Annotated in this window: 25 protein-coding genes; 14 read left to right on the top strand and 11 right to left on the bottom strand. The window is 44.9% G+C overall.

The features are described from left to right. The first annotated feature begins 70 nt into the window (after positions 1-70). The 6 genes from MTR11_RS07145 to MTR11_RS07120 all read left to right on the top strand — a co-directional run bounded on the left by MTR11_RS07145 (position 71) and on the right by MTR11_RS07120 (position 6,596). The gene (locus MTR11_RS07145) at positions 71-1,072 is read left to right on the top strand and encodes a 4-hydroxyproline epimerase (RefSeq protein WP_243327206.1); all 1,002 of its coding nucleotides are present in this window, start codon (positions 71-73) and stop codon (positions 1,070-1,072) included. 21 nt (positions 1,073-1,093) lie between these two features. Next, positions 1,094-2,626, top strand: a complete 1,533-nt coding sequence (locus MTR11_RS07140) for an aldehyde dehydrogenase (NADP(+)) (RefSeq protein ID WP_199803924.1) — start codon at positions 1,094-1,096, stop codon at positions 2,624-2,626. Between the two features lie 152 nt (positions 2,627-2,778). Then, positions 2,779-3,453 carry a GntR family transcriptional regulator gene (locus MTR11_RS07135; RefSeq protein ID WP_005377862.1) on the top strand — a complete coding sequence of 225 codons (675 nt, stop codon included), beginning with the start codon at positions 2,779-2,781 and terminating at the stop codon, positions 3,451-3,453. 30 nt (positions 3,454-3,483) lie between these two features. Then, complete coding sequence (locus MTR11_RS07130; RefSeq protein ID WP_139060185.1) at positions 3,484-4,248, top strand: transcriptional regulator; 765 nt, start codon at positions 3,484-3,486, stop codon at positions 4,246-4,248. Positions 4,249-4,612: 364 nt separating this feature from the next. Continuing rightward, positions 4,613-6,205 (top strand): S41 family peptidase, encoded by a 1,593-nt coding sequence (locus tag MTR11_RS07125; protein ID WP_243327205.1) that lies wholly within the window; start codon positions 4,613-4,615, stop codon positions 6,203-6,205. Between the two features lie 70 nt (positions 6,206-6,275). After that, positions 6,276-6,596, top strand: a complete 321-nt coding sequence (locus tag MTR11_RS07120) for a hypothetical protein (protein WP_053350410.1) — start codon at positions 6,276-6,278, stop codon at positions 6,594-6,596. Between the two features lie 72 nt (positions 6,597-6,668). Here MTR11_RS07120 and rlmF read toward each other — a convergent pair whose 3' ends face one another. Next, entirely contained in the window at positions 6,669-7,796 is a 1,128-nt protein-coding gene (gene rlmF, locus MTR11_RS07115) for a 23S rRNA (adenine(1618)-N(6))-methyltransferase RlmF (protein ID WP_243327204.1), read from the bottom strand. Further along, entirely contained in the window at positions 7,783-8,298 is a 516-nt protein-coding gene (locus MTR11_RS07110; protein WP_005377870.1) for a M48 family metallopeptidase, read from the bottom strand. The genes rlmF and MTR11_RS07110 overlap by 14 nt, the downstream gene beginning before the upstream one ends. 138 nt (positions 8,299-8,436) lie before the next feature. Between MTR11_RS07110 and MTR11_RS07105 the strand changes: the two genes are divergently transcribed. Continuing rightward, positions 8,437-8,667, top strand: a complete 231-nt coding sequence (locus MTR11_RS07105; RefSeq protein ID WP_005377871.1) for a glutaredoxin family protein — start codon at positions 8,437-8,439, stop codon at positions 8,665-8,667. Between the two features lie 27 nt (positions 8,668-8,694). Here the strand turns inward: MTR11_RS07105 and MTR11_RS07100 are convergent, their stop codons facing one another. After that, positions 8,695-9,564, bottom strand: coding sequence for a LysR family transcriptional regulator (locus MTR11_RS07100; protein ID WP_005397760.1), 870 nt, complete (start codon positions 9,562-9,564; stop codon positions 8,695-8,697). A 106-nt stretch (positions 9,565-9,670) separates the two neighbouring features. Between MTR11_RS07100 and MTR11_RS07095 the strand changes: the two genes are divergently transcribed. From MTR11_RS07095 to MTR11_RS07085, 3 genes are all read left to right on the top strand, one after another. After that, entirely contained in the window at positions 9,671-10,894 is a 1,224-nt protein-coding gene (locus tag MTR11_RS07095; protein ID WP_243327203.1) for an MFS transporter, read from the top strand. Positions 10,895-10,983: 89 nt separating this feature from the next. After that, a complete protein-coding gene (locus MTR11_RS07090) occupies positions 10,984-11,556 on the top strand; it encodes a DUF1415 domain-containing protein (RefSeq protein ID WP_243327202.1) in 573 nt (190 codons plus the stop codon). Positions 11,557-11,666: 110 nt separating this feature from the next. After that, positions 11,667-12,242 (top strand): nucleoside triphosphate pyrophosphohydrolase family protein, encoded by a 576-nt coding sequence (locus tag MTR11_RS07085; protein WP_005397767.1) that lies wholly within the window; start codon positions 11,667-11,669, stop codon positions 12,240-12,242. 70 nt (positions 12,243-12,312) lie between these two features. On the opposite strand, the gene btuD is transcribed toward MTR11_RS07085, so the two are convergent. The 8 genes from btuD to cobT form a co-directional block, all read right to left on the bottom strand. After that, complete coding sequence (gene btuD / locus MTR11_RS07080; RefSeq protein ID WP_243327201.1) at positions 12,313-13,080, bottom strand: vitamin B12 ABC transporter ATP-binding protein BtuD; 768 nt, start codon at positions 13,078-13,080, stop codon at positions 12,313-12,315. Then, on the bottom strand, positions 13,067-14,062 hold the full coding sequence (btuC, locus tag MTR11_RS07075) for a vitamin B12 ABC transporter permease BtuC (RefSeq protein WP_031780659.1): 996 nt from the start codon (positions 14,060-14,062) through the stop codon (positions 13,067-13,069). The genes btuD and btuC overlap by 14 nt, the downstream gene beginning before the upstream one ends. Positions 14,063-14,144: 82 nt before the next feature. Next, positions 14,145-15,173, bottom strand: a complete 1,029-nt coding sequence (locus tag MTR11_RS07070) for a succinylglutamate desuccinylase (RefSeq protein WP_006741645.1) — start codon at positions 15,171-15,173, stop codon at positions 14,145-14,147. A 274-nt stretch (positions 15,174-15,447) separates the two neighbouring features. Beyond that, the gene (locus tag MTR11_RS07065; RefSeq protein WP_243327200.1) at positions 15,448-17,244 is read right to left on the bottom strand and encodes a M3 family oligoendopeptidase; all 1,797 of its coding nucleotides are present in this window, start codon (positions 17,242-17,244) and stop codon (positions 15,448-15,450) included. A gap of 128 nt (positions 17,245-17,372) precedes the next feature. Next, the gene (gene cobC, locus MTR11_RS07060) at positions 17,373-17,987 is read right to left on the bottom strand and encodes an alpha-ribazole phosphatase (RefSeq protein WP_243327199.1); all 615 of its coding nucleotides are present in this window, start codon (positions 17,985-17,987) and stop codon (positions 17,373-17,375) included. 11 nt (positions 17,988-17,998) lie between these two features. After that, positions 17,999-18,532, bottom strand: a complete 534-nt coding sequence (cobU, locus tag MTR11_RS07055; protein WP_005397778.1) for a bifunctional adenosylcobinamide kinase/adenosylcobinamide-phosphate guanylyltransferase — start codon at positions 18,530-18,532, stop codon at positions 17,999-18,001. Continuing rightward, complete coding sequence (locus MTR11_RS07050) at positions 18,529-19,335, bottom strand: adenosylcobinamide-GDP ribazoletransferase (RefSeq protein WP_046874846.1); 807 nt, start codon at positions 19,333-19,335, stop codon at positions 18,529-18,531. The genes cobU and MTR11_RS07050 overlap by 4 nt, the downstream gene beginning before the upstream one ends. Further along, positions 19,335-20,378 carry a nicotinate-nucleotide--dimethylbenzimidazole phosphoribosyltransferase gene (gene cobT / locus MTR11_RS07045; RefSeq protein WP_243327198.1) on the bottom strand — a complete coding sequence of 348 codons (1,044 nt, stop codon included), beginning with the start codon at positions 20,376-20,378 and terminating at the stop codon, positions 19,335-19,337. The genes MTR11_RS07050 and cobT overlap by 1 nt, the downstream gene beginning before the upstream one ends. A 247-nt stretch (positions 20,379-20,625) precedes the next feature. Between cobT and MTR11_RS07040 the strand changes: the two genes are divergently transcribed. The 4 genes from MTR11_RS07040 to MTR11_RS07025 all read left to right on the top strand — a co-directional run bounded on the left by MTR11_RS07040 (position 20,626) and on the right by MTR11_RS07025 (position 24,898). Next, the gene (locus MTR11_RS07040) at positions 20,626-21,315 is read left to right on the top strand and encodes an NAD(P)H-binding protein (protein ID WP_182018907.1); all 690 of its coding nucleotides are present in this window, start codon (positions 20,626-20,628) and stop codon (positions 21,313-21,315) included. A 200-nt stretch (positions 21,316-21,515) separates the two neighbouring features. Then, positions 21,516-22,889: an L-cystine transporter gene (locus tag MTR11_RS07035; protein ID WP_005377885.1), complete on the top strand. Its 1,374-nt coding sequence runs from the start codon at positions 21,516-21,518 to the stop codon at positions 22,887-22,889. A gap of 157 nt (positions 22,890-23,046) precedes the next feature. Continuing rightward, positions 23,047-24,468, top strand: a complete 1,422-nt coding sequence (gene sbcB, locus MTR11_RS07030) for an exodeoxyribonuclease I (protein ID WP_046874843.1) — start codon at positions 23,047-23,049, stop codon at positions 24,466-24,468. Positions 24,469-24,523: 55 nt separating this feature from the next. Continuing rightward, positions 24,524-24,898, top strand: coding sequence for a CidA/LrgA family protein (locus MTR11_RS07025; RefSeq protein WP_005397786.1), 375 nt, complete (start codon positions 24,524-24,526; stop codon positions 24,896-24,898). The last annotated feature ends 1 nt before the right edge of the window (position 24,899 follow it).

Raw genomic sequence — 24,899 nt, 5'->3', positions numbered from 1 at the left:
ACAATATATTTTACATTACGTTAACATCACTATTGTTTAATTCAACCATTTTTTCAGCAAGGAGCGAAAAATGAGACAAGGAACTTTTTTCTGTATTGATGCCCACACCTGCGGCAACCCAGTTAGGCTGGTCGCAGGCGGTGTGCCTCCACTCGAAGGCAATACCATGAGCGAAAAGCGCCAATACTTTCTTGAGCATTATGATTGGATTCGTCAGGCACTCATGTTTGAGCCTCGCGGACACTCAATGATGTCGGGGTCCGTTGTCTTGCCTCCTTGCAGCGATAACGCAGACGCTTCAATTCTGTTTATTGAAACCAGTGGCTGCTTACCAATGTGTGGCCACGGCACCATTGGAACCGTCACCACCGCTATCGAGAATCGCCTTATCACTCCCAAAAAAGAAGGTCGTTTGATACTTGATGTCCCAGCAGGACAAATCGAAGTGCACTACCAAACAAAAAGTGACAAGGTCACGTCGGTAAAGATATTTAACGTACCAGCTTACCTTGCCCACCAAGACGTAACCGTGGACATAGAGGGCTTAGGTGAGCTCACTGTCGATGTTGCTTATGGCGGAAACTATTACGTAATCGTCGATCCTCAAGAAAACTACGCCGGACTTGAACACTACTCTCCAGATGAAATTTTGATGCTTTCACCAAAAGTTCGCGAAGCGGTATCTCGCGCGGTTGAATGCGTACATCCAGAAGATCCGACAGTGTGCGGTGTTTCTCACGTGCTATGGACCGGAGAGCCCACTCAAGAAAACGCCACCGCTCGAAATGCTGTGTTTTACGGCGACAAAGCGTTGGATCGCTCGCCATGTGGTACGGGCACTAGTGCACGCATGGCGCAATGGCATGCAAGAGGCAAACTCAATCAAGGAGAAGACTTTGTTCACGAAAGTATCATCGGCAGCCTATTTCAAGGACGTATAGAAGGCATTACCGAAGTGAATGGCAAAGCAGCTATTTTGCCAAGTATTGAAGGATGGGCACAAGTATACGGTCACAACACGATATGGGTAGACGATGAAGACCCATATGCGTACGGATTTGAAGTGAAGTAATAAGGATAGTAAGGAAGAATGATGAACCCACAAGAACCAACCACTTTTTACGCAGTCAACGCCTTTACTGGTGAGCCTCTACCCACAGCGTTTCCGGTACATGGAGAGCAAGAAGTTAATCAAGCCGCCTCAGCCGCCCAAAGCGTTGCGCGTGAGTTTCGCCAACTAAGCAATGCAAAGCGAGCGAGCTTACTTTGCTCTATCGCCTCTGAATTGGAAGTGAAGAGTGAAGAAATCGTTGCTCGTGCTCATTTGGAAACTGCTCTTCCCGAAGCACGTTTAAGCGGTGAAATAGGACGTACAGCGAGCCAATTACGACTATTTGCCGAGGTCGTGAGATCGGGTAATCACCATCAAGCAATTTTCGATACGCCAAACCCAAACCGTCAACCACTGCCAAAACCAGATATTCGCCGTCAACAAATCGCAATTGGCCCTGTCGCCGTGTTTGGTGCGTCTAATTTTCCGCTCGCATTTTCTACGGCTGGTGGTGATACGGCTTCGGCACTGGCAGCTGGCTGTCCTGTGATTGTAAAAGGCCATACCGCCCACCCTGGCACCAGTCAACTTGTTGCTAAGTGTATTGAGGCTGCACTTGAGAAAGAGTGCTTACCGCAAGCCATCTTCACGCTATTGCAAGGCAACAAACGCGCACTTGGCCAAGCACTCGTTACCCATCCAAAAATTAAAGGGGTTGGTTTTACAGGCTCAGTCGGTGGTGGCCGTGCGCTGTTTAACCTAGCTCAGCAAAGACCAGAGCCAATCCCTTTCTATGGCGAACTAGGGGCGATTAACCCAACATTTATTCTCCCTTCAGCCATACGAGAAAACGCATCATTGGCTGAAGAGTTTGTGGCTTCTATGACTTTGGGCTGTGGACAATTTTGTACAAAACCAGGCGTTGTATTTGTCTTGAATAGCCCAGAAACGCAAGCCTTTATCGAAACTGCTCAAGGGTTAATTCGACAACAATCAACGGCCACTTTGCTAACGCAAGGAATCCGAGAAACGTATGAATCAGAAGTTAACAAGCGAGCTTCCGAAACGGGCATTAATGTAACTCGCTCTGAACAAGCAGAAGTGACCAATGTCTCACCAGCACTGTTCGTGACGGACAGTAAAAACTGGCGTGAAAACCCGCAATGGGAAGAAGAAATATTTGGTCCTCAATCGTTAATCGTAATCTGTGAAGATTTCGATGACATGTTGAAACTGAGTGATTCACTGACTGGCTCGCTCACCGCAACCCTTCACGCTACCGCTGAAGACGAAGAACAAGCCAAGCAACTGCTTCCAAGTTTGGAAGAAATCGCCGGACGAATTGTATTCAACGGCTGGCCAACTGGCGTCGAGGTTGGTTACGCAATGGTTCATGGTGGACCATATCCGGCTTCAACCAATTCTGCCTCAACATCTGTCGGTGCGGAGGCTATTCATCGTTGGTTGCGTCCGGTCGCTTATCAAGCTTTGCCAGAATCTTTATTGCCGGATTCATTAAAAGCGTCAAACCCACTGGGTATTCAACGCGCCATAGACGGCAGAGTGTCCCAATAAGCTCACCAAATGGCTCAAAAAGGCATCAACTGATGCCTTTTATTTCACTCTACTTCTCAAAACCTTCTTTCCTAGTTGGTTTGTGCCAGAAAAATAATAAACTACTAAAGTAAAATGGATTGGATACAATATTAATTTAACGGGAGACTTCAATGTCACAGAAACCTGTTTTTAAAACGCGCACTCAGCTCGTTGAGGAAGCAATTCGAACTCAGATCTTGAAGGGCGAGTTAAAAACTGGTCAACCTTTACGTCAAGATGCGTTAGCAAAAGAGTTTAATGTTAGCCGAATTCCTGTGCGTGAAGCGTTAGTTCAATTGGAAGCACAAGGACTCGTTAGCTTTGAACCTCACAAAGGTGCGACGGTCACTGAGCTATCTCCAGAGAAAATCAATGAGCTATTTGAACTGCGCGCTGTCGTGGAATGCCACATTTTAGAGCGTGCGATTCAAAATATGACAGACGCTGACCTTGAACGCGCGCGAGAAGTTCGCGAACGTTTCGAGTCAGTAGTGAACAGTGGCGACGAAGTAGAAGAATGGAGCAACTACAACTACGAGTTCCACAAAGCCCTATATGCGCCAGCCAACATGCCTGAAACTATGGACGTCATTTACAACTTGAACACAAAGTGTGACCGATACATACGTATGCAGCTATTGTTCACAACAGGCATTAAAAAGGCAGAAGAAGAGCACTTAAGCTTGTTTGAAATGTGCCAAAATCGCGATATAGAAGGCGCCAAGTATCTGCTGAAAAAACACATTCTAGAAGCAGGCACAGCGATTCGAAACCTGCTGCTTGAAAGGCAAAATATCAGCCAGTAAACGGAATAACGAATAAGGTGATATTCAAGGATGAATGTTGGACCAAAGTTTTTACTCGCAGCGCTACGACAAAAGATTAAAGAAGAAGGGCTTTGCTACAATTCCTTGTCAGAGAAAAGTGGCATCCCTCTATCTAGTATTAAACGCCACCTACATAATCCTGCTTTAGGTTTGGATAAAGTACTTGTTTATCTGAACTACCTGAATACCGATCTCATCGAACTCGCAACCTTAGCCAACGAGCTTCAGCACCAAAACGAGCAAATGCTAACAGATGAAGAGAGCGCCCTTTTCGTTGAGCATCCTTATTTACTTGATTTTATTTATATGCTGACTTCTCGTGATATTAAACCGCAAGAGATAGCCCATACTTACGGACTTTCTGATACAAGCTTACGATTCTATTTGCGTATCGCGGAAATTCTAGGATATGTCGAAAACTTCGGAGACGGCTTGTTTTACCGTTCTGGTCGTCGATTTATTATGGAAGAAGGTACCGCATTGGACACCTTATTCAAAGAGCGATTTCAACAAGAGTCGCTTTCTCATAACATCAACCCAGGTGTGTGTGTGGGTCGTATTAGGCTCACCGAAGAGCAAAAAGTGCAAATAGAGGACGAGCTTTGTAATAAATTAGCGAAACTTAACGCAGTTAACACTTCCAACAACGAAGGTGAACTAACAAATATATTAATGCGCTGTACTCCTGGCGCTCAGATATTTTTCGCAGATGACTTACCGGATATTGATGGAAGCCTGTTAAAGCACGTCGCCCAATTGACTAAAATAAATTAAAACATCAGATTAAAGATTCACTCCAAACCTAGAACGCATCATTTATTCCTGCTAAATCTCTAATAAATAGAATTTCCCGACCCAAAACTTACTTTCTATTTAGCAAACAACAATTAGTCGACAAAGAGAACCCTCCATTTCACCTTTGTTTTTTTCCTTATTATTACGTTGAAACTGCTAAGGAACTTAAGGAATAACTAATGGATTTTTAAGAATAAAAGATAACCATTTTTACGTTATTTACCTCACACTCTTTAAATATAAATTTGCAGACGAACGAATTAAATTAATACATTCACCTAGCTAATAAAAACAAAAGCAAAACAGATAATTATAATTCTATTATTTATAAGGACATAGAAAAGTGAAATTTAAGTATTCTTTAGCAACGGCAGTCACTCTCGCATTATTACAAGGTTGTGGCGGTGGCGGCGGTGATGATTCATCTACTCCATCAACTAGCAGCGCAACCGGGCCAACATGGAAAGCCGGTGATTTTAGCCAACCATCAAGCTCGTTTGTCAACCAATGTGAAACCCCCCGAGTGGGTCGAGACCCATATAACAATTATGCCGCCTATCCAGATAAATTAGGTTCTGCTTTACACGAAAAACTCTTTTTAAGAGCTTTTACTAACGAAACTTACCTTTGGTATGACGAAGTTCCTGATAATAATCCAGCAAACTACAAAACCGTGACGGATTACTTCAACACATTGGTCACCTCTGCTACTACCACGACTGGTAAACCGAAAGATCGCTTCCACTTTACCGTCCCTTATGAAGATGAGATGAAATCATCGCAATCTGGTTTAGTCGCTGGATTTGGTTTTAACTGGGCATTCCTACGCGGCGTACAACCTAGAGACGTTCGTATCTCCTATACTGAAGAAGCTTCTCCAGCTGATAGAAACGGCATTGCTCGCGGTGATAAGCTTCTAAAAATCAATAATATTGATGTGGTTAACACCGGTAGTCAGTCCGACATTGATTTTATTAATAAAACTCTATTTAACCCTGACATCAATCAAGATTACACCTTCACATTTGAGAGTGTTGACGGCCTAGAGAAAACCGTGACGCTTACCGCCTCTGATGTCATGACTTCTCCAGTTAAAAATGCCAAAGTGATCGCACACAATGGTATGCAGATCGGCTATCTACAATACAACTCCTTTGAACCAAGCGCTCAAGCCCCACTTATTGAGGCGTTCAGTACGCTCTCGGCAGAGAATGTTGACGAGATCGTCGTTGATTTACGTTACAACGGCGGTGGCTTAGTACTTCAGTCCTCGCAAGTAGGCTACATGCTAAGCGGTGCTGGTCAGAACCGAGTCTTCAGTGAGTTGATTCACAACGACAAAGTGATGCGTACCATTAAAGATGGGGATAACATCTATCGCTTTACGAATCTAGCAATAGACTGGGCAGCACAAAAGTATTCGGACCAAGTGCTGCCGACACTGAACAAAAAGCGCGTATATGTGCTGACTTCAGGAGGCACGGCTTCCTCAAGTGAACTGTTGATCAACGCTTTGCGCGGCATTGATGTTGAGGTTATCCAAATAGGCTCAACAACCACAGGTAAACCGTATGGGTTCTCAGCAGAACAAAACTGCGGCACTATGTACTACACTATTCAGTTCAAGTCAGCGAACGAGAAAAAATTTGGCGACTTCTCTGATGGTTTTATTCCTACTCCAAAGAGCCAAATCAATACCGAGCTAGGCTTAAACAATAGAGTGGAAGGTTGCTGGGTCAATGATGACCTAACAAAACCATTAGGCGATCCGTCTGAAGGTATGCTTTCTGCGGCACTAAACTACATGGAAACTGGAACCTGTCCGCCAGTCTCCTCTTCAAGTTTCAATGCCATGCCGCGTAACATTTCATCTCCGGAGTTAAGCGATCTTCGCTCTCCGCTACGAACAGAGGCAATTCATGTTGAGATCAACTAACTTTTTACGAATGCTGATTCGGGTTGCGCTTTTCTTAGGCACTTCGATTTCTTTGATAGGATGTCAAGCTATGTCACAAGAACCCGTTGAAGCATTGAGTAAAAAGAACTCTCCGGAAACAGTCATAGAGATTCAAAATGCGATCGCAGAAATCCAAGGGACACCAGCACCTAGAATCGCAAATAACGTATTTGAATCTTCACCGCATTTGTTGATTGAAAAAGGACGAGTAAAAGGGAATAACAATCAACTGTTGGATGGCAGCTATACGGATCTTCCAGACCAATATACGTTGCAGATAAGAGGTGAAACCTGTGGCTTGTACTACGCCAAAACAGATACCTTTGTCACTCTCAGTTCACTAGATTGTGAGCCCATCATTAAGTTTTAGATCTCCCAAAAAGAGAAGCCCGCTGATATCAGCGGGCTTCCTACTTTATTGCTCAATGTGAAACGGTCAACGTTACTTTAGTTCAATCCATGCTTTGCGCTGTTGCTTATCCATGTATGACCAAGCTACAAAGCGGCTCACTTTCTGCCCTTGACTCATTTCAACCACACGAATGGCTTTCACACCCAATTTTTCAAGCTGCTTGCGCATCGGGCGAACGTTGTCTTTTTTGGATATGAGTGTTGTAAACCACAAGACCTGCGCGGCAAAAGCTTGGCTTTCATTCGCCATTTTTCGGATAAACGCCGCTTCTCCGCCTTCACACCACAATTCAGCGTTTTGACCGCCAAAATTCAACGCAGGTTTACTTGTCTTTACTTGTGCGGTTTGAGGTTTTAGCCCTTTCTTACGCTGGTTTGCTTTTAGATTATCGATTTTACGCTGGCTGCCCATAGCGGCATCTTCCGCCGAACGGTGGAATGGCGGATTACATGTCGTCACATCATAACGATCATTCGGTTGAATGATACCTCGATAAATATTGGCATCATTGTGTTGCTGTACCAGTGCAATTTTTCCCGTCAAAACACGATTGTGCTCTACGATCGTTTGAGCCGATTGGATGGATTTTGGATCGACATCGCTGCCCGTATAGTGCCAACCGTATTTTGTTACACCAACAATCGGATAAATACAGTTTGCTCCCACGCCAATGTCCAACGCTTTCACTTTTTGGTGCGCGTACTGACCTTTTACTTCACCATCAAGTAGTTCTGCCACTCGGTGAATGTAATCAGCGCGGCCCGGAATCGGTGGGCAAAGATAGGTGTCGGGAATGTCCCAGAACTCGATACCATAATACGCAGCAAGCAATGCTTTATTGAGCATTTTGACAGCGTTAGGATCAGCGAAGTTTATGGAGTCTTCCCCTTTCGGATTTTTGATAACGAATGGCTTTAACTGTGGTTCACTTTCCACGAGTTTTTTAAAATCGTAACGACCTCGATGAACATTACGCTCATGCAAACCATTCTTCGCTATTTTTATGAACTCGACTTCGCTCTTTCCTGCAGGCTGCGGGGATTTGCGCGCAACTTTGTCTTTAACACGCTTCGGTTTGGCTTTATTCGCGTCTTTATTCTGAGCCGCCTTTGAAGTCTTTGGCTTTGCTTGCTTCGCGTTGTGATTATTGTTCTTCATTCAAATTCGCTTTTAAATCGAGGTAAATCATAAACAAACGAGCATCAAATTCGAGTTGGTGATACTCAGGCTCCATGTAGCAACATAGCTGATAGAACGCCTTGTCGTGGTTTTTCTCACGAGTATGCGCCAACTCATGTACCACCAGCATTCTTAATAGTGGCTCGGGCGCATCCTTAAATACATTGGCAATGCGAATCTCGTTTTTCGACTTCAGCTTACCGCCATGGTTTCTACTGATTACACTGTGCAAACCAAGCGCGTTGTTTACCGCGTGAATTTTCTTATCGTAGACAACTTTACTGATTGGCGCGGCTTTCTTCATGTAGCGGTTTTTGATTGCCATGGCGTACTCATAGAGCGCCCTTTCGCTTTTGATTTGGTGCCTATCGGGATAACGCTTTTCGAACCAAGGAACAAACTTGCCACTCGCTATCAATGAGCTCACCTGCTCTACGATGTTTTGTGGGTAGCCTTGAATGTATCGAAGTGACGGATGCATAGAATTAACGTCTGTTATGACAAAATAAAGGCGCTCAATATACCTGAGATAAAGGACAGTTTCACCTTAGCTTTCGCCTTTCATTTATGGTGAAAGGCCGTTAAACTTCGCCTCCCAATGATAATGGAGAGAAACTCAATGAAACGTGTCGTCCTTTACGTCAAAGACAAATGCCCTCACTGCAAAGATGCTCAACGTTATCTGGATTCGAAAAATATTAACTATCGTTTGTGCAATGCTAAGATGCAACGCGGTCGCAAAGAACTTGATGCGCTTGGTGCTCGTTCAGTGCCAGTTTTAAAAATTGGTGATCGGGTAATGATTGGCTGGAACCCAAAGAACTTCGAGAAGATGTACAAAGGCGACTAGTGCTCGGACGATGAATCTGCGCTGCGTTTAAACGTAGCGCTTGATAAAGTCGATAAACGTTCGATCTGCTATTGATAAGTACCCCTGCTTGCGCCAAGCAAGTGCCAGATCAAGCGTCACTGGTGGTTCAAACGGTAGGCCAACAACGCCCGACTCATGTTGAGTCACCAGTTCCAGTAACGCGGTAATCGCAAACTCTTGTTTCACAATACTCAAAATCAAAGGCAGTAAGTTGGTCTCGAATGATGACTTCATGGTAAACCCATGCTCCTCACTCACCTGATCCAAAAATTCGCGGTGAAAATAGCCATGCTGAAACATAACCAAATCGTGTTCAAAGAACTCATCAAAAGTAAGAGAGTCTCGCTGGGCTAACTCATGCTCAGGTGAAACAACTGCGACCATTTGGCTAGTAAATAAATGGTCAGTTTCTAGGTCATCAGGCACGTTATCACAACTGATCACACCGATATCGAGTTGACCATTAAGCAGCATACGACGAATCGATTGAGTCCCAGCTTCGACCAAGGTCAATTTTAACTCCGGGAACTGGCTTTTAAACGCCATCACAATTCGTGGAAAGAAATAACTGCCCATCATTGATGGCGTCCCGAGTCGTACTTCGCCTTTCGCTAAACCTTTCAACTCATCAATCGCGAGCTGCGCGTCGTGCAACTGTTGAATCACCCGCTTGGCATGTACAAGTAGCGTTTCGCCCTCTTTCGTTAAGCTGATTTTTTTATCATCACGGCGAAATAGGGTAACGCCCAAAGACTGCTCAAACTTTTTGATAGAAATGCTTAATGCGGGCTGGGCAATATGCAGGGCTTTCGCCGCATGGGTAATGTTTCCATGTTCAGCAACCGCCAGAAAATGTTTAAGTTGTTTCGATTCCATTAGATCAAAAATATATGGTGTCCATATTTTTAATATATTTTTTTAATTTACAACGAACTGATAGATTGATCACAGTCTCTCCATTTGCTCACTTTAGGCAGGATTCATGGTCAGTTTTGGCACACCGGAATACAAACGCATTACGCTCTCGCTAGCGCTTGGTTCCTTCTTGGTTTTTTCAAATTTATACCTACTACAGCCAATGCTGCCCACTTTTGCCCAAATTTTCACGATCTCAGAAACGCAAGTGAACTGGTTATTTGCGGCCTCAACACTCGCTCTCTCTTTTAGCCTCGTTCCAATGGCTGTGTTGTCAGAATCAGTGGGACGAAAGCCAGTCATGATGGCCGGTCTGTTTTCGATTCCTACCCTTTCCACTTTGATGCTGTTTGGTGACTCATTCCTGTTTTTAGTGGTATGTCGAGCACTGATCGGTGTCGCGCTCGCGGCTTTTGCTGCGGTCGCCGTGGCTTACATGGCAGAAGAGCTCGACAAGCACGCTTTCTCGATGGCAATTGGAACGTACATTGCGGCTAACTCATTAGGCGGTATTGCAGGGCGTATTAGCGGCGGCTTATTGGCGGACAATTTCAGTGTTGATGTTGCCATTGAAGTTATGATGGTGTTCACTCTTCTTGGTGTCATTGGTGTTCACTATTTATTGCCAACACAGCGCAACTTCACCCCGTCATCAAGCAGTTTGCGCCATCAAAATCGTGCGCTTATTGGTCATTTTAAAAACCAACGCGTGTGGTTCGCGATGCTGATAGGAGGACTCAACTTTGCTTTGTTCGTCAACCTTTATTCCGTAATGGGTTTCCGTCTGGTGAGTGAACCTCACAATGTGCCCGTCGGGTTGGCCTCACTGATCTTTATTTGTTACTTGGGAGGGACTTTCTCCTCTCGTTGTGCAGGCCACTGGAGTAAACGTTATTCCTCAATCCTCGGTATGTTCTTGGGCGCGATAGTGAGCATGACGGGGATGTGGATTGCGGCGGTTGAAAGCTTGACTGCAATGCTATTTGGGTTGTTGCTGATAAGTTTTGGTGCCTTCTTTACTCATACCCTCGCCTACGGTTGGGTCGGTCAGAATGCCACTCGCGCCAAAGCCACCGCGACAGCGCTCTACTTAGTGCACTACTACGTAGGCGGTAGTTTGGGAGGATTCTTACTTCTTTATTGTTGGCAACATGGTGGTTGGTCGAGTGTTCTCATGGGGGGAAGCGCAGTCTACCTAGCAATGTTTGCTGCGATTGCGTATTTGAAACATATCGCCGAAAGAAAGCATACAGACCAAACACCTGACGCAGCGAGTTTAAAGAGTAGCTAAGGTACGCTCATTTGCGTAATACCTCTCTGATTACTTGGATAACCAACTCTGCTATGCTTGCGCTACTTTAATAAAAACCAGAAAGTCGTATGTCAACGCATTCAACACAAAACACAGATATCGAAGCGATCACTCAACAGGTCGATCAATGGCTCAACGATGTGGTAATAGGACTCAACCTTTGTCCGTTTGCTGCCAAACCGCAACGTAATAAACAAATCAAAATCTTTGTTAGTGAAGCGATTCAAGAAGAAGCGCTTCTTGAAGATATTTTATTGCAGCTGATTGAGCTGAGTAACACAGAGCCCGAACAACTTGAGACCACGTTGGTTGTGGTTCCCAACATGCTACAAGATTTCTGGGACTACAACTTTTGTATCGATTGGGTTGAAGGATTAATTAAGCAGCAAAACTGGGAAGGTGTTTTCCAAGTAGCAACTTTCCATCCTGATTACTGTTTTGGTGGCGCAAGGCCTGAAGACGACGAAAACCTGACCAATCGTTCTCCTTACCCGCTCTTCCATTTGATTCGCGAAGAGAGTATGGAAAAGGTACTAAAACACTATCCTGACCCTGAATCCATTCCCGATTCAAACATCGCTCGTGTTTCCGCCCTTTCAGAGGAAGAACGTAAAAAGCTGTTCCCTTACCTATTTCGTTAAGCACCACCATTCCCCAAAGGCAGATTTATCACCAGTTAGATGCAATGCCCTTGGGGTTCAAAGTGCGGTTTGATATCATTGCCGCTTCAATCGATTCAATGGAAATTAGAATGCAACTGTCAAAGCTAACCCAAGAGATTTTTGATCACTTATACCGTGATATCACCGAGTTCCGTAGTACGTTCGACTTACCAGTCGCAGACGCTGCAAGCCTTGATGCGCAAGCAGACACACTACACACCTCTTTGGCGATCGAAGAGCTAACAGAGCTAGCAGAAGCAGATTGTAAAACTGAGCAAGCAGATGCCATCGTAGACAGCGTGTATGTATTAATGGGCCGTCTCGTTCATCTTGGCCACAGCAAAGTAGAAGACAACCTGGCGATCAGCTACTTAATTGATCTTCTATTAAACGTTGCGGTAAACCGTGGTATCGAATTTATTCCTTGCTGGGATGAAGTGCACTCAAGCAACATGAGCAAAGTATGCCGTAACGAGCAAGAGTACTCAGAAACCGAAGCATTCTACGCGGAACAAGGCATCAAGTTGATGGCGGTGCAGAAAGGTGAATACATCATCGCGAAATGCGCCGAAGATTTCGTATCGGAAGGTAAAACCATTCGTAAAGGCAAAGTACTCAAATCTGTTTACTACCGCCCAGCAGATCTAAAACCGTTAACTCAATAAGCGTTGAGTTTGGCTATCTCGATTAAAAAAAAACGACCTCAAGTAGGTCGTTTTTTATTGTCCCTAAATACTAATCAAAGATTAAATAAGGTTGTTCATCTACGATGACCTTTTTGACTTGAGTATTGAACACTTCCCCGAGAGCTTCTTCCGTTAGCACAGTATCGGCATTTCCTGATGAGTGCAGCACACCGTTGTTAAGCAGCAATACTTTATCTGCGTGCTTTAATGTGCGATTGAGATCGTGATTAGCAACCAATACTCCAATTCCCTGCGCCGCCATAGCGTTAATCAATTGATAGAGCAGACCCTCTTGCGCAATATCTAACGGTGCTGCTGGCTCATCCAAAATTAAAAACTGCGAAAAAGGATTAATGGTACGCCACACCTGCAAACATACACCTGCTAATCGGACACGCTGCCACTCACCACCGGATAATGTTTGAATACTGCGATGAAGCTTATCTTGCAGTTGTACCAGCTCCACCACCATATTGACGGCATCACGCACTTTGATATCCGCAATCTCAGCACCACTTGGCAGAGATAAAGCGAGATACTGAAACACATCAACATTAAATGCTGGGCGTGATTGCTGACACAAATAACCTCGAACATGAGCTTGCTCTGGCAACGGTAAAGTAAGCAAGTTTTTGTCGCCAACGTACACTTCACCACTCATACCCTCTCGGTAGCTTAACGTACCAGAAATCGCAGCCAATAAAGTACTCTTACCTGAACCATTAGGCCCAACGACATGTACGATTTCGCCTGCTTTGCATTCAAAAGAAAGAGGCAATAATCGACTACCAACCGACATATGTTTAACGTGCATCATGACTCTTCACCAGCATCCAGATGAAAATAGGTGCGCCAATCGATGTTGTCATGACACCTAAAGGTAGCTCTGCGGCGTCCAATAACAGCCTTGCGCCGATATCCGCAAATACAAGTAACGCAGCGCCAGATATTGCAGAAAGTGGCAATAAATAACGGTTTTCTGTACCAAAAGCCAAACGCAACAAGTGCGGTACCACTAAGCCAACAAAGCTGATGATGCCACCCAAAGCGACTGAACTCCCCACCAAAACAGAAATGGCGAGGATCAGTTTCCAACGCATTTGATGTACATCGACTCCCAATTGGGTCGCATGAATCTCACCAAGCATCAATTTATCAAGCGACTTGCCTTTACAACATAACCAGATAAGCACTGGTAACATCACCAAGGTAACGGTATGTTGATACCAACTTGCGCCACCAATGCTGCCCATTAACCAATACATCAGTTGGCGTAGGCTAAGATCATCACTGAAGTAAAATGCCCACGTCACAATCGCGCTCGATAAAATACCCAATGCGACACCAACCAAAAGCAATCGAGCCGTCGTCAGATGCATTGCCCTTGCTATCGCCACCAAAACAAACGTGAATACCATCGAGCCTGCAATCGCTGCCAACATAAAAACAATCGGGGTGGGAAGAACAGGTGACGCGAACATGATTAAGACCATTGCTAAGCTTGCACCACCAGATATACCAAGCACGCCGGGTTCAGCCAAAACGTTCCCAAGCAACACTTGTAACGTCGCGCCAGATACCGCTAACGCAGCACCAATAATTGCCGCAGACACCAACCTCGGTAAACGCAAGTCCACCAGTAGCTTATGTTCAAATGCAGATAAAGATTGAAAAGGAGAAAGGAAAATTTCTCCGACCATCAAGTGGATGGCAGAGAGTACAGCGAGCACGATCGACATAACCATCAGGTTACGTTGCCAGCGTCGTTCCTTGTTCAGGATAAGTTGTTGAAAATCCATAGCGGCCGATAAAAACAAACGAGGCTTAACCTTACAGTTAAGCCTCGGTAAATTGCAATTAACTTCTCAAAGCGATGTTGGATTAATCGTAAACCAACTCGCCCTCTTCAAAACGGGTTTTCACTTCACAAACCATCAGAGCTGCACGTTGACCTATTGCGACATGGCGGTTCGGGAAGACAATCGCTTCGTTTTCGTTCTTCGCCATTAATGGTTTGTCGCCATCATGACCAAACACTTCGCCGTGAACAAATGAAGTGAAGTTTTCAACGTTGTCGTCGAACATAAAGTCAAAGTCTTCGTTCAAGCGAACGATTGTGCGACTTACGCGATATTTAATGCATGGTTTTGGTAGGTGTTCTGGCTTCGTTTCCGCAATCAAATTACGTAAAGACAAATCAAACGCAGTCAATTTATCGAGGTCATTTTCACCAATACGAGCCACACGACCAAGCTCCATTGTGAGAGCTTGCGCACCAAAGTTCTCAGCACTGTACCAGCTAAACGTACTCGATGGTGAGTTTGATAAGAGCACAGCTTCAATGTGTGCACTGTCCAAGAAATCGATTAATGCCTTGCTTCGCACAGGATGACGAGTCTTAGGACTTACTGCAAACGTATAGTGCTTCGAACCTCTAATCGCGCAGTGTAAATCAAGATGCCAGCGTGTTGTCGGGTCGGTATCCTGATAGAAATCGCGAACGAGCAACTTTAGTGTATCAGCGATGACAAGCTCTTTTGTCTGCTTGTGTTCTTTTTCGTCAAAAAGACGGTTGAGGTTTTCTTCAAGGAATCGCGTGTGCGCCAGAGTGGATTCTGGATGAGCGATAATGAATAGACAACGGGTATCGACCGTCTGGAACCCAGATTCTATGTCTTGAATAATGGAATCCACCAGCTCCATCGGTGCGGTTTCATCTCCGTGAACCCCACAAGAGATGATGACGTTCTTCGTATCCTGAGTATAGTTCTCAGGGATCACTTCTAGTACACCACGCTGATAGAGTTTAAGTTTTACACCGTTAGAAAGCACCTGCTCCGCTGGTGCAACATCGATATGAACATCTAACGTGTCAGTTAAAAACGATTGGCGAAAGAGAGACTTCGTCATGCGTTACTCCTTAATAGCACGGCGGGTATGTTAATAAATTGTACAAAGGATTTTTGTTGCTGCGATCTCACTTATGAGTAGAAATCACTATTTCCCTCGAAAATCCGATACCTTTTCGCGCCAGGCACTCAAATCAAGCATTGAGGCGTTTAATTTTTAAACAATTACAAAGTGTTAGGGCTGTGAACTTTACCACAGCCCTGATTAAGATCATTATGATTTGATCAAATTTTTGTAGCCATAAAGCAGATTATGCATCAACACTGCGAAAAACTTAGCCGCGCTGTGCGAGCAAACGCTCAAACTCATCGACTTTTTCACGCACTAGCTCAACGCTCTGCTGCCAAAACGTTGGTTGAGTTAAATCCATCGATAGATGCTTTTCGACAACATCTTCCGCCATCATGCAGCCAGTATCGCGCAGCAAATTGATGTAATCGGTGTAAAACGCTTGGCCTTTGGTTTCTCGCTTTGCATAAATACCCTTGCTGAATAAGAAACCAAACAGGTATGGGTAGTTATAAAAACTCACACTATCGATAGAAAAGTGCAGCTTGCTTGCCCAGAAGTACGGATCCGGCTCGCTCATTACGTCGCCATACCATTCTTTCCAAGTTTCAGACATCAACTCACAGAATTCATCTGCGGTTAACTCTCCATCCTGGCGGCGTTCATAGAACGATTTCTCAAACTCATAGCGGACCGGAATGTTGATCATTAAAGCTAGCGCAGATGACAACTCTTCCCACAACATCTCTAGCTTTTCATCGACGCTCTCCGCTTTCGAAATCAAATGATCACGAACGATGTTTTCTGCAAAAATAGAGGCGGTTTCTGCTAACGTCATTGGGTAGTAAGTTTGGCAAAGTGGCAAATCACGAATAACCCAGTTATGGAACGCATGGCCAAGTTCATGCGCGAGAGTCATCAGGTCTGAGCGACTGCCACTCCAAGTCATAAACACAAGTGGTGTTCGCGTTGCTGGCAGTTTGGTGCAGTATGCACCAAGGCGCTTGCTGGCATTTGGCGCGGCATCAATCCATCCGTTTTGTACCATCAAACGGACAAACTCCGACATCTCAGGGTTTACTGTTTCAAATGCTTCACAAATAACATCAATCGCTTCATCAAAGTCGTAGACCTTCGCTTCACCGCTCAAAGCAGGCATAGCCGCCAGATGATTCCAAGGTTTCATCTCATCCAGACCATGTACTTTCGCCATCAATAAACCCGCTTTCTGACCAATAGCTCGACTGTCTTTGGCTACGGTCATCATCGCATTTAAAGTTTCAGCTTGGATTCGGCTACCATGCAAACTCGGCTCTAGGAAGTGAACTTCACGCTTCGTCGAACGCTTTTTGTTTTCAGTTAAACGCCATCCTGCTAACGCATTCAAAATTGCAGCGAATGATTCTTGGTGCGTTTGCATTGCATCTTGTACACCTCGCCAAGCGGCTTCTTGACGCTCGAATTCAGAACCATAAAGAATGCTTGCCGCTTGAGAAAACCCAAGCACTTCACTCTTACCATCTGCATACTCAAGCTTCACTTTCAATGAGCCAGTCAGGTTATCGTATAGGTTACCCCAAGCCGATTTACCATCCACACTCATCGCAGCAAGTAACTGTTCTTCGGCGTTACTAAGACGAGTATCCGCCAGCTTTCTGGAGTTCAAGATAGAAAATGCTTGCCCACTGATATCAGGATTCTCATGATCTAACACGCGCAAGATAAACTCTTCGTCGGCATGCGTTAGTGTCAAATCAAAGGGACTGAACGCTTGAGAAAGCTCCGAAAAGATGCGGGTCATTTTACCAAGTAACGATTTCGCTTCGGCGTTTGTTACATCAACAGAAGCATAACAACTCGCAAAATTTGCAACTGTGCCCGCTAAACGACTCGCTGCTTCATTGGTCAAAATCGCATTTTGCATGATCTCTACGTTGCCACAATCTGCTGATTGTTTATTCAAAAGATCAATACATTGTTCAACAAGAGCAATATCGTCTTGAATTCGTGGGTCAGAAAGGTCGTTATAAACGATGGACAAATCCCAACTCGGCGTGGTCATTTCTATATTTCCTTTTTATGTAACTGAGTCAATTTTCGCTTCCTGCACCTAGCAGATGGGCTTCCACTGACATCTTCCGTGACTATGCCCACAAGCAATATCGCTCTGGGCATTTTAATTTTTATAAGTTAACGATTTAAAAGAGGTACGCCAATCGAACGGACCGAGGCGTAAATTTGCTCATCGATGGTCATTGTTATATGCGTGACAGACGCGTTTCCTATCGACAACGTCGAGTACCACTTGGAGTTACGCCAATCTAACTCCAATACATGAGCAAGAATCATACGAATGACGCCACCATGCGTGACGATAAGTAGATTGTCATTGATATCGTTGATGATTTGAGACCACACGCGACATATGCGCTCAGAAAATGTGCTTAAACTCTCAGCATTCGGCAACGTGTGCTGTGCTGGCGATTGCCAAAAAGCATCTAGCTTTTTCCACTGTTCAGTAAGCATATCAAAAGGCACACCATCAAAATCACCAAACGCCATCTCTTGTAAAGATTCATCCGTCATTACTGGTAATAATTGCTGTTCAGCAATTATATTTGCCAGTTCTTGACAACGTGAAAGAGGAGAACAAATCACTCCACCCACACTTCGTCCACTCTCGATCCAAGCCCGAGCAATGCTTTCTTGGTCAGCAGGCGTAACTTTTACATCCGTTTGGCCATGGAGTCCTGGTGGAGCATCTACTTTTCCATGACGCACAAGATAGATATTGAGTGTTTTCATTTTGTTCCATCCTACTCTTTAAGAACCAACGGCAAACCAGCAGCAACAAAGGTAACACGATGGCAAACACTGGCTAGTTTTTGATTCATCCGTCCTGCATTATCCACAAAGTAACGACTAACCGCCCCCAAAGGCACAATACCCATTCCAACCTCGTTAGAGACGAATATTAACGTCGCATCTGAGCCACGTACCACCTGTATAAGCTTTTCAATTTCTGCTTCTAGCTTCTCATTGGAACATTCATCACCTAACTCAAATATCCAATTATTGAGCCACAAGGTTAAACAATCGACCAGTACAACATCGGTGTTAGCGAAATTTGTCAGTAACTCAGATAAATGAAGGGGGCATTCATGCTCTTGCCACTCGCCCCCTCGTTGCTTTTGATGATGCGCTATTCGCTCTCGCATTTCTTGGTCAAATGGCAGCGCGGTTGCAACATAATGTAATGAGTGTTGAGAAGTGGTCGATAATTGCTTGGCTGTTTTTTCCGCCAAATGCGACTTCCCAGAGCGCGCGCCACCGAGTATCAATTGCTTCATGAGATGTGATAAAACCCAATCATAGTGAGATAAACAAGCAGTTCCGATAGCTGCTGCGCTGCGCCAAGACAATCCCCCGTAAAGCCGCCAATTCGCTTGGTTAACCAACGTTTGAACATCAAACGAAATACCACGAGAACAAGCGATATAAAGATCGCCTGCGTGATACCAAGCACAAGCAATGTTATGCCACCAGTAAACAACAAAATGGAGACTTCTAAAGAAGACTGGCTATTTGCCAGCGGTTTACTTTTCGACGTATCACTGTCACTGACATAAGGCATGTCATAAATAAGCGTCGCGGCTAGTGCTCGGCTTGCGGTATAAGCGACGACAATGACCAACCAAAACTGCGGTAAGTTAGCCAGTTCACTCCAAAAAACATACTTAGCCAATAACGCCATAATGAGAGTGGCTGCACCATAAGTGCCAATGCGGCTGTCCTTCATAATAGAGAGGCGTCGCTCGACAGTCATGCCACCGCCAATGCCATCCGCCATATCAGTCAAGCCGTCTTCGTGAAATGCCCCTGTTAACAATAAGCTAAACACCATCGTTAATACTATGGCAACCGATTCTGGGAAAAGAATTGAGGTGAGCGAAAATACCAGAGCACAAAGCGCTCCAAGCACGAGACCAACTAACGCGAAGTAACGACCGGCCTGATTCATGCGTTCTTCACTGTATGGCAAGGCTTGGGGGACGGGTAAGCGACTAAAAAAACTGATAGCTAATAGAAACAACTCCCACTGGTATCTTAACGATGACGGCGTGACGTTCTCAGAATTATCAGGGACTGACACTATACTGTAACTCCTGCACTCTCAAAACTCGCCATCTTGTTGTAAAACTGGGCAGCAGCTTTTAACAAGGGTAAGGCAAGAGCGGCTCCGGTTCCCTCCCCTAATCGTAAACCAAGATCGAGTAGAGGTTCTGCTTTTAGGTACTCTAATACAAACTTATGTCCATTTTCTTCGGAGCGGTGGGCAAACAACATGTATTCGCGAGCTTCTTCGTCTAGCAACGTTGCAATATACGCAGCAACCGATACGATAAATCCATCCACTAAAACTGGGGTTTTAAGCCGCTTGGCTTCTAAAAAAGCGCCTACCATTTGTACGATTTCAAAGCCTCCAACCTGTGCGAGAATCGCTTTAGTATCAAGACCTCGACATCGGTTTACTCCCTGTGCAACCAGTTTATATTTGCGGCTCAACTGCTGTTGATTGATTCCGGTGCCAACGCCAACACAATAATCAATATCTAATGAACTCAGCGCCGATAACAGTGCGGAAGCCGAACTGGTGTTACCAATGCCCATCTCGCCGAACATCAAGAGGTTTGAACCATGCAAAATGGTTTGCTCAGCAATCTTCGCACCATACTCTAAACCTAGCGCCACTTGTTCTGGGGACATCGCTGATTGTTTAGAAAAATTAGCCGTACCGTTACCCAACCGTTGTTCAACCAAGTTTGGATGAAACTTAAATTCTGGAACCAGCACATCAATAGATGCCAACATGCCGCAATCTATTACTTTGAGTTGGATGCCATTGATGTCGCAAAAGCAGTTGATGGCTGCGCCGCCGGCGAGAAAGTTAGCCACCATTTGCTGAGTGACTTCGCTTGGCGCAATGCTTACGCCTTCCTCTGCAACGCCGTGATCTCCAGCAAATACCAGCATGCTCGGTTTACAGATAGCGATGGAATCAACTGGCTGAGGTTTATCCTGACTTTGAATAAGAGCTAGCTGTAGTGCCACCTTTTCCAATAAGCCTAAAGAACCGACGGGTTTGGTTTTGTTATCTATGCGCGCTTGTATCTCCGCTGCAAAAGAGTCATCCATTTTTTACGTTCCTTTGATGTTGTCTGGGTGAGAGGTGTTCCATTGATTAAGAAATCTTGCTCAGCCCCAGTTTTGAGCGTCCACTATTGTATACCCTTGCATCCGCTTGGGGCAGCGCTAATCAGATTTCTGTCAGGAAAGTCTACTGAGTTCGCAGAGCGTCTCACCTTTCGAGCATTCGATTATAAGTAACTCCTTGAAATCCGCTACAATAGCTTAGGCTATATTCCCATATAGGAGAAAGGACATGGATAACAACACCTGCGCCATCATCGCTGGGGCGACTGGCTTAGTCGGTTCAAAAGTCATTACAAACCTCATAAATCAATCAGGTGTTGGTACCTTATATTATCTTTCTCGCCGCCCACTCGATGGCGTCCTAGATGCGGACAATAAGCTTGTTCCTCTCATTGATGCCGACCTCTCTATCCACCAATGGGATGATAACCAACCAACACCGACCATCGGCTTTATCTGTTTAGGCACAACTCTTAAGCAAGCAGGCAGTAAGGATAATTTACGTAGAGTAGATGTTGATCTGGTGTGTAAAGTCGCCCAACAGATGAAAACGATCGGAGTCAAACGCCTTGCGGTTGTTTCTAGCCTTGGTGCAAATAGTAAATCACCATCCCATTACTTAGCCTGTAAAGGACAAATGGAACAAAGAATCGAAGCTATGGGTTTTGAGGAAATCGTGTTTGTTCGCCCAGGCCCGCTTGTTGGTCAACGTCAAAGTCCAAGAACGGACGAGAAGTTAGTGCAAATTCTGTTTAAGGTAATTCGCCCACTCATGCTTGGCAAACTGTCCAACTTTTTACCTATTCGAGCGGAAGATGTCGCCAAAGCGATGATTTATCAACTTTTCAGTTATCAAGAAGATTCGGTGGTTTACTTACAAAGGCAAGAAATGCGTGACTTACTGCATCACTACGAATAACCATTTTGTACATTTAACGTGCTAATTCACACTCTCACGCGACTTAGATCTCGTTTTTATATTCATTTTAGATCTAGCTAATACCCGTTTGTCATTTTTAAAGTTATATCGCGAGCGTTATCTTACGCCCCATAAACAAATCCGTATAAAACCCCGTATAAAAAACAACCGCCATTTCGGCAGGTTGATAAGGTCAGATTATGAATTTTGCAGTGATAGCCTCTCTAGCCGTCTTTGTTGGCATATTGTTCTTTCTATTTAACCAACAACAAAAGAAACACACACTCTCTCGTCTCGTTTTAATCGGTCTTGTTACTGGTTCTCTTTTTGGTCTTGCTTTGCAACTCATTCACGGTGAAGGCAACAGCGCAATTGCTCAAACACTTGAATGGGTAGGCATTGTAGGCAGTGGCTACGTTGGTCTACTGAAAATGGTCATCATGCCACTAGTATTGGTATCGATGATCTCTGCAGTTGTTAAATTGGAAAAAGGTGGATCATTAGGTAAAATTTCTGGCCTGACCATCTCTGTTCTTCTTGTAACGACTGCAATTGCTGCACTCATCGGTATCTTGGTGACAACGACATTTGGCCTTTCAGCAGAGGGTTTAACTGAAGGCGCGCGTGAAACCGCTCGTATCGCCGTTTTAGAAAGCCGTGCCGGTACAGTAAGTGACCTAACTATTCCTCAAATGCTAGTTAGCTTCATTCCAACCAACCCATTTGCTGATCTAACAGGTGCTCGCTCGACATCAATTATCGCTGTTGTGATTTTCGGCGTGTTAACTGGTATCGCCGCTCGTAAAGTGATGATGGAAAAAGCAGAGTTGGAATCACCGATTCGTACTTTCGTAGAAGCTGCTCAATCTATCGTTATGCGATTAGTGAAGATGATCATGGCCCTAACGCCATACGGCATCGCAGCACTGATGGCAAAAGTGGTTGCGACATCAAGCGCAGGCGACATCTTAAACCTACTTGGCTTTATTGTGGCGTCTTATGTTGCTATCGCACTGATGTTTGTTGTTCACGGCGTATTAGTCTCTTTTGTCGGCGTTAGCCCTGCGGAATACTTTAAGAAAATCTGGCCTGTACTGACCTTCGCGTTTACATCTCGTAGCTCAGCAGCAACGATCCCACTAAACGTAGAAGCGCAAATCACGAAGCTTAACGTTCCACCAGCAATTGCAAACCTATCAGCATCGTTTGGTGCCACTATCGGCCAAAACGGATGTGCAGGTATCTACCCTGCAATGCTGGCAGTGATGGTAGCTCCGACAATGGGCATCAACCCACTGGATCTGCACTTTATCCTGTCATTGATTGCGATTATCACCATCAGTTCATTTGGTATCGCTGGTGTGGGTGGCGGCGCGACGTTTGCAGCATTGATTGTTCTTCCTGCAATGGGCTTGCCTGTGACCATCGCGGCGCTGCTTATCTCTATTGAACCATTGATCGATATGGCACGTACCGCACTGAACGTTTCAGGCTCAATGACTGCGGGTACAATTGCTAGCCGAGTGCTGAAGTCACCAGAAAGTGAAGCAACATTGGAAGAAACACGAGCATAGAACTCAAATTCCTTCCAAAGCGATAAAACGTAAAATATCAAGCCGATGGTTCGCCATCGGCTTTTTTCATTTTCAAAAATTCAACTTGCATCTTTCGTTGCTAGTCAAGGCGTTGAATGGTCTAATACTGTTATCGGTTTTGTAAACGGTAAGCAGAATGCACCAAGATAATCAGCCCACTTTTTTCTTCTTTGATTATGAGACATGGGGAACAAACCCCGCGAAAGATCGCCCAAGCCAGTTCGCTGGTGTCCGCACAGATGAAAACTTCAATATCATCGGCGAACCTTTAGTCATGTACTGCCAGCCACCTGCTGATTATCTTCCGTCTCCTGAAGCTGCGCTTATTACTGGTATTACTCCGCAAAAAACGGTTCAAGAAGGCCTTTCTGAGCCTGAGTTTATCGCTAAGATTCACGCTGAACTCGCGAAACCAAATACCACCAGTTTAGGCTACAACAGCATTCGCTTTGATGACGAAGTGACCCGTTATACTTGTTATCGCAACTTTATCGATCCATACGCATGGAGTTGGCAAAACGGTAACTCGCGCTGGGATTTACTCGATGTGCTACGCGCATGCCACGCCCTTCGCCCAGAAGGCGTAGAATGGCCAGAAAACGAAGATGGCTTCACTAGTTTTAAATTAGAGCACTTGTCTGTTGCTAACGGCATAGAACATAGTAACGCGCACGATGCGATGGCAGACGTGATTGCGACTATCGAAATGGCGAAGAAAGTCAAAGCAGCGCAACCAAAATTGTTTGACTACTTCTTTTCTATGCGCCAAAAGCGTAAGCTCAATGAATTAGTCGACATCGTCAACATGACGCCTTTGATGCACGTTTCAGGCATGCTAGGGCGCGAATGCCAATACACCAGCTGGATTGTGCCTGTTGCTTGGCATCCAACCAATAATAACGCCGTTATCACTATCGATTTAGCGAAAGACCCTCAACCTATTCTAGAGCTATCCGCAGAAGAGCTACACGAAAGACTCTACACTAAGCGAGAAGATCTTGGTGACTTGCTACCAGTACCAGTTAAGTTGGTTCATTTAAACAAATGCCCTATTCTCGCCCCTGCAAAAACGTTAACGGCTGAAAATGCGGAGTCTATTGGCATTGACCGCCAGCAATGTCTCGCTAATCTCGCTTTGTTGCGCCAACATCCTGAAATTAGAGAAAAGCTGATTAGCCTCTTTTCAGTCGAGCGTAAATTCGATAAAAGTGATGACGTCGATACGCAACTTTACGACGGATTCTTCTCTCCGGCCGATCGCGCAGCCATGGATATCATTCGAGAAACCGACCCGAACAATCTTGCCGCATTGGACATTGAATTTGATGACAAGCGCATTAAACCTCTATTGTTCCGCTATCGTGCGCGTAACTTCCCAGGCACATTAGACGAGCAAGAACAGAGACGCTGGGCATTACACTGTCGAGAAGTGTTTGAAAGCCAAATTGAAGAGTACATGCTGAATTTAGAAAACTTAGTTCACGAACATGAAAGTGACGAAAAGAAGATTGCGATATTAAAATCCGTGTACCGTTATGTAGAGAGCTTAGCTTCTTAACTCCTCCCAATACAAGCGCACCTTATGGTGTGCTTGTTGTTTATATACTGTCAAAATGATTAAAGAACGATTCTTACAACTGATCCAACTGCTCATTTCAATCTTCCTCATTATGGGGGCACTTGGCATCGGAATTACCATTCAAAAGTTCACTGGCGTTTCCGTCCCAGGAAGTGTCATCGGTATGCTCGTACTGTTTTTCTCCATGACTCTTGGGCTTGTAAAGGTCGATTGGGTCAAACCGGGCGCCACGCTATTTATCCGCTACATGATTTTGTTGTTCGTTCCTATTAGCGTGGGATTAATGCAACATTTCGATATGCTACTCGCTAATGCCCTCCCTATCATTGCTAGCGCAGTTGGAGGCTCACTCATTGTACTGGTCAGCCTCGCTTGGCTGCTGGACTACTTGCTAAAGGAGAAGCACTGAT

This window comes from Vibrio sp. CCB-PB317, assembly GCF_022808245.1.
In the GTDB taxonomy this organism is placed as follows: Bacteria; Pseudomonadota; Gammaproteobacteria; order Enterobacterales; family Vibrionaceae; genus Vibrio; species Vibrio diabolicus.
This window is presented reverse-complemented; position numbering and strand designations above follow the sequence as displayed.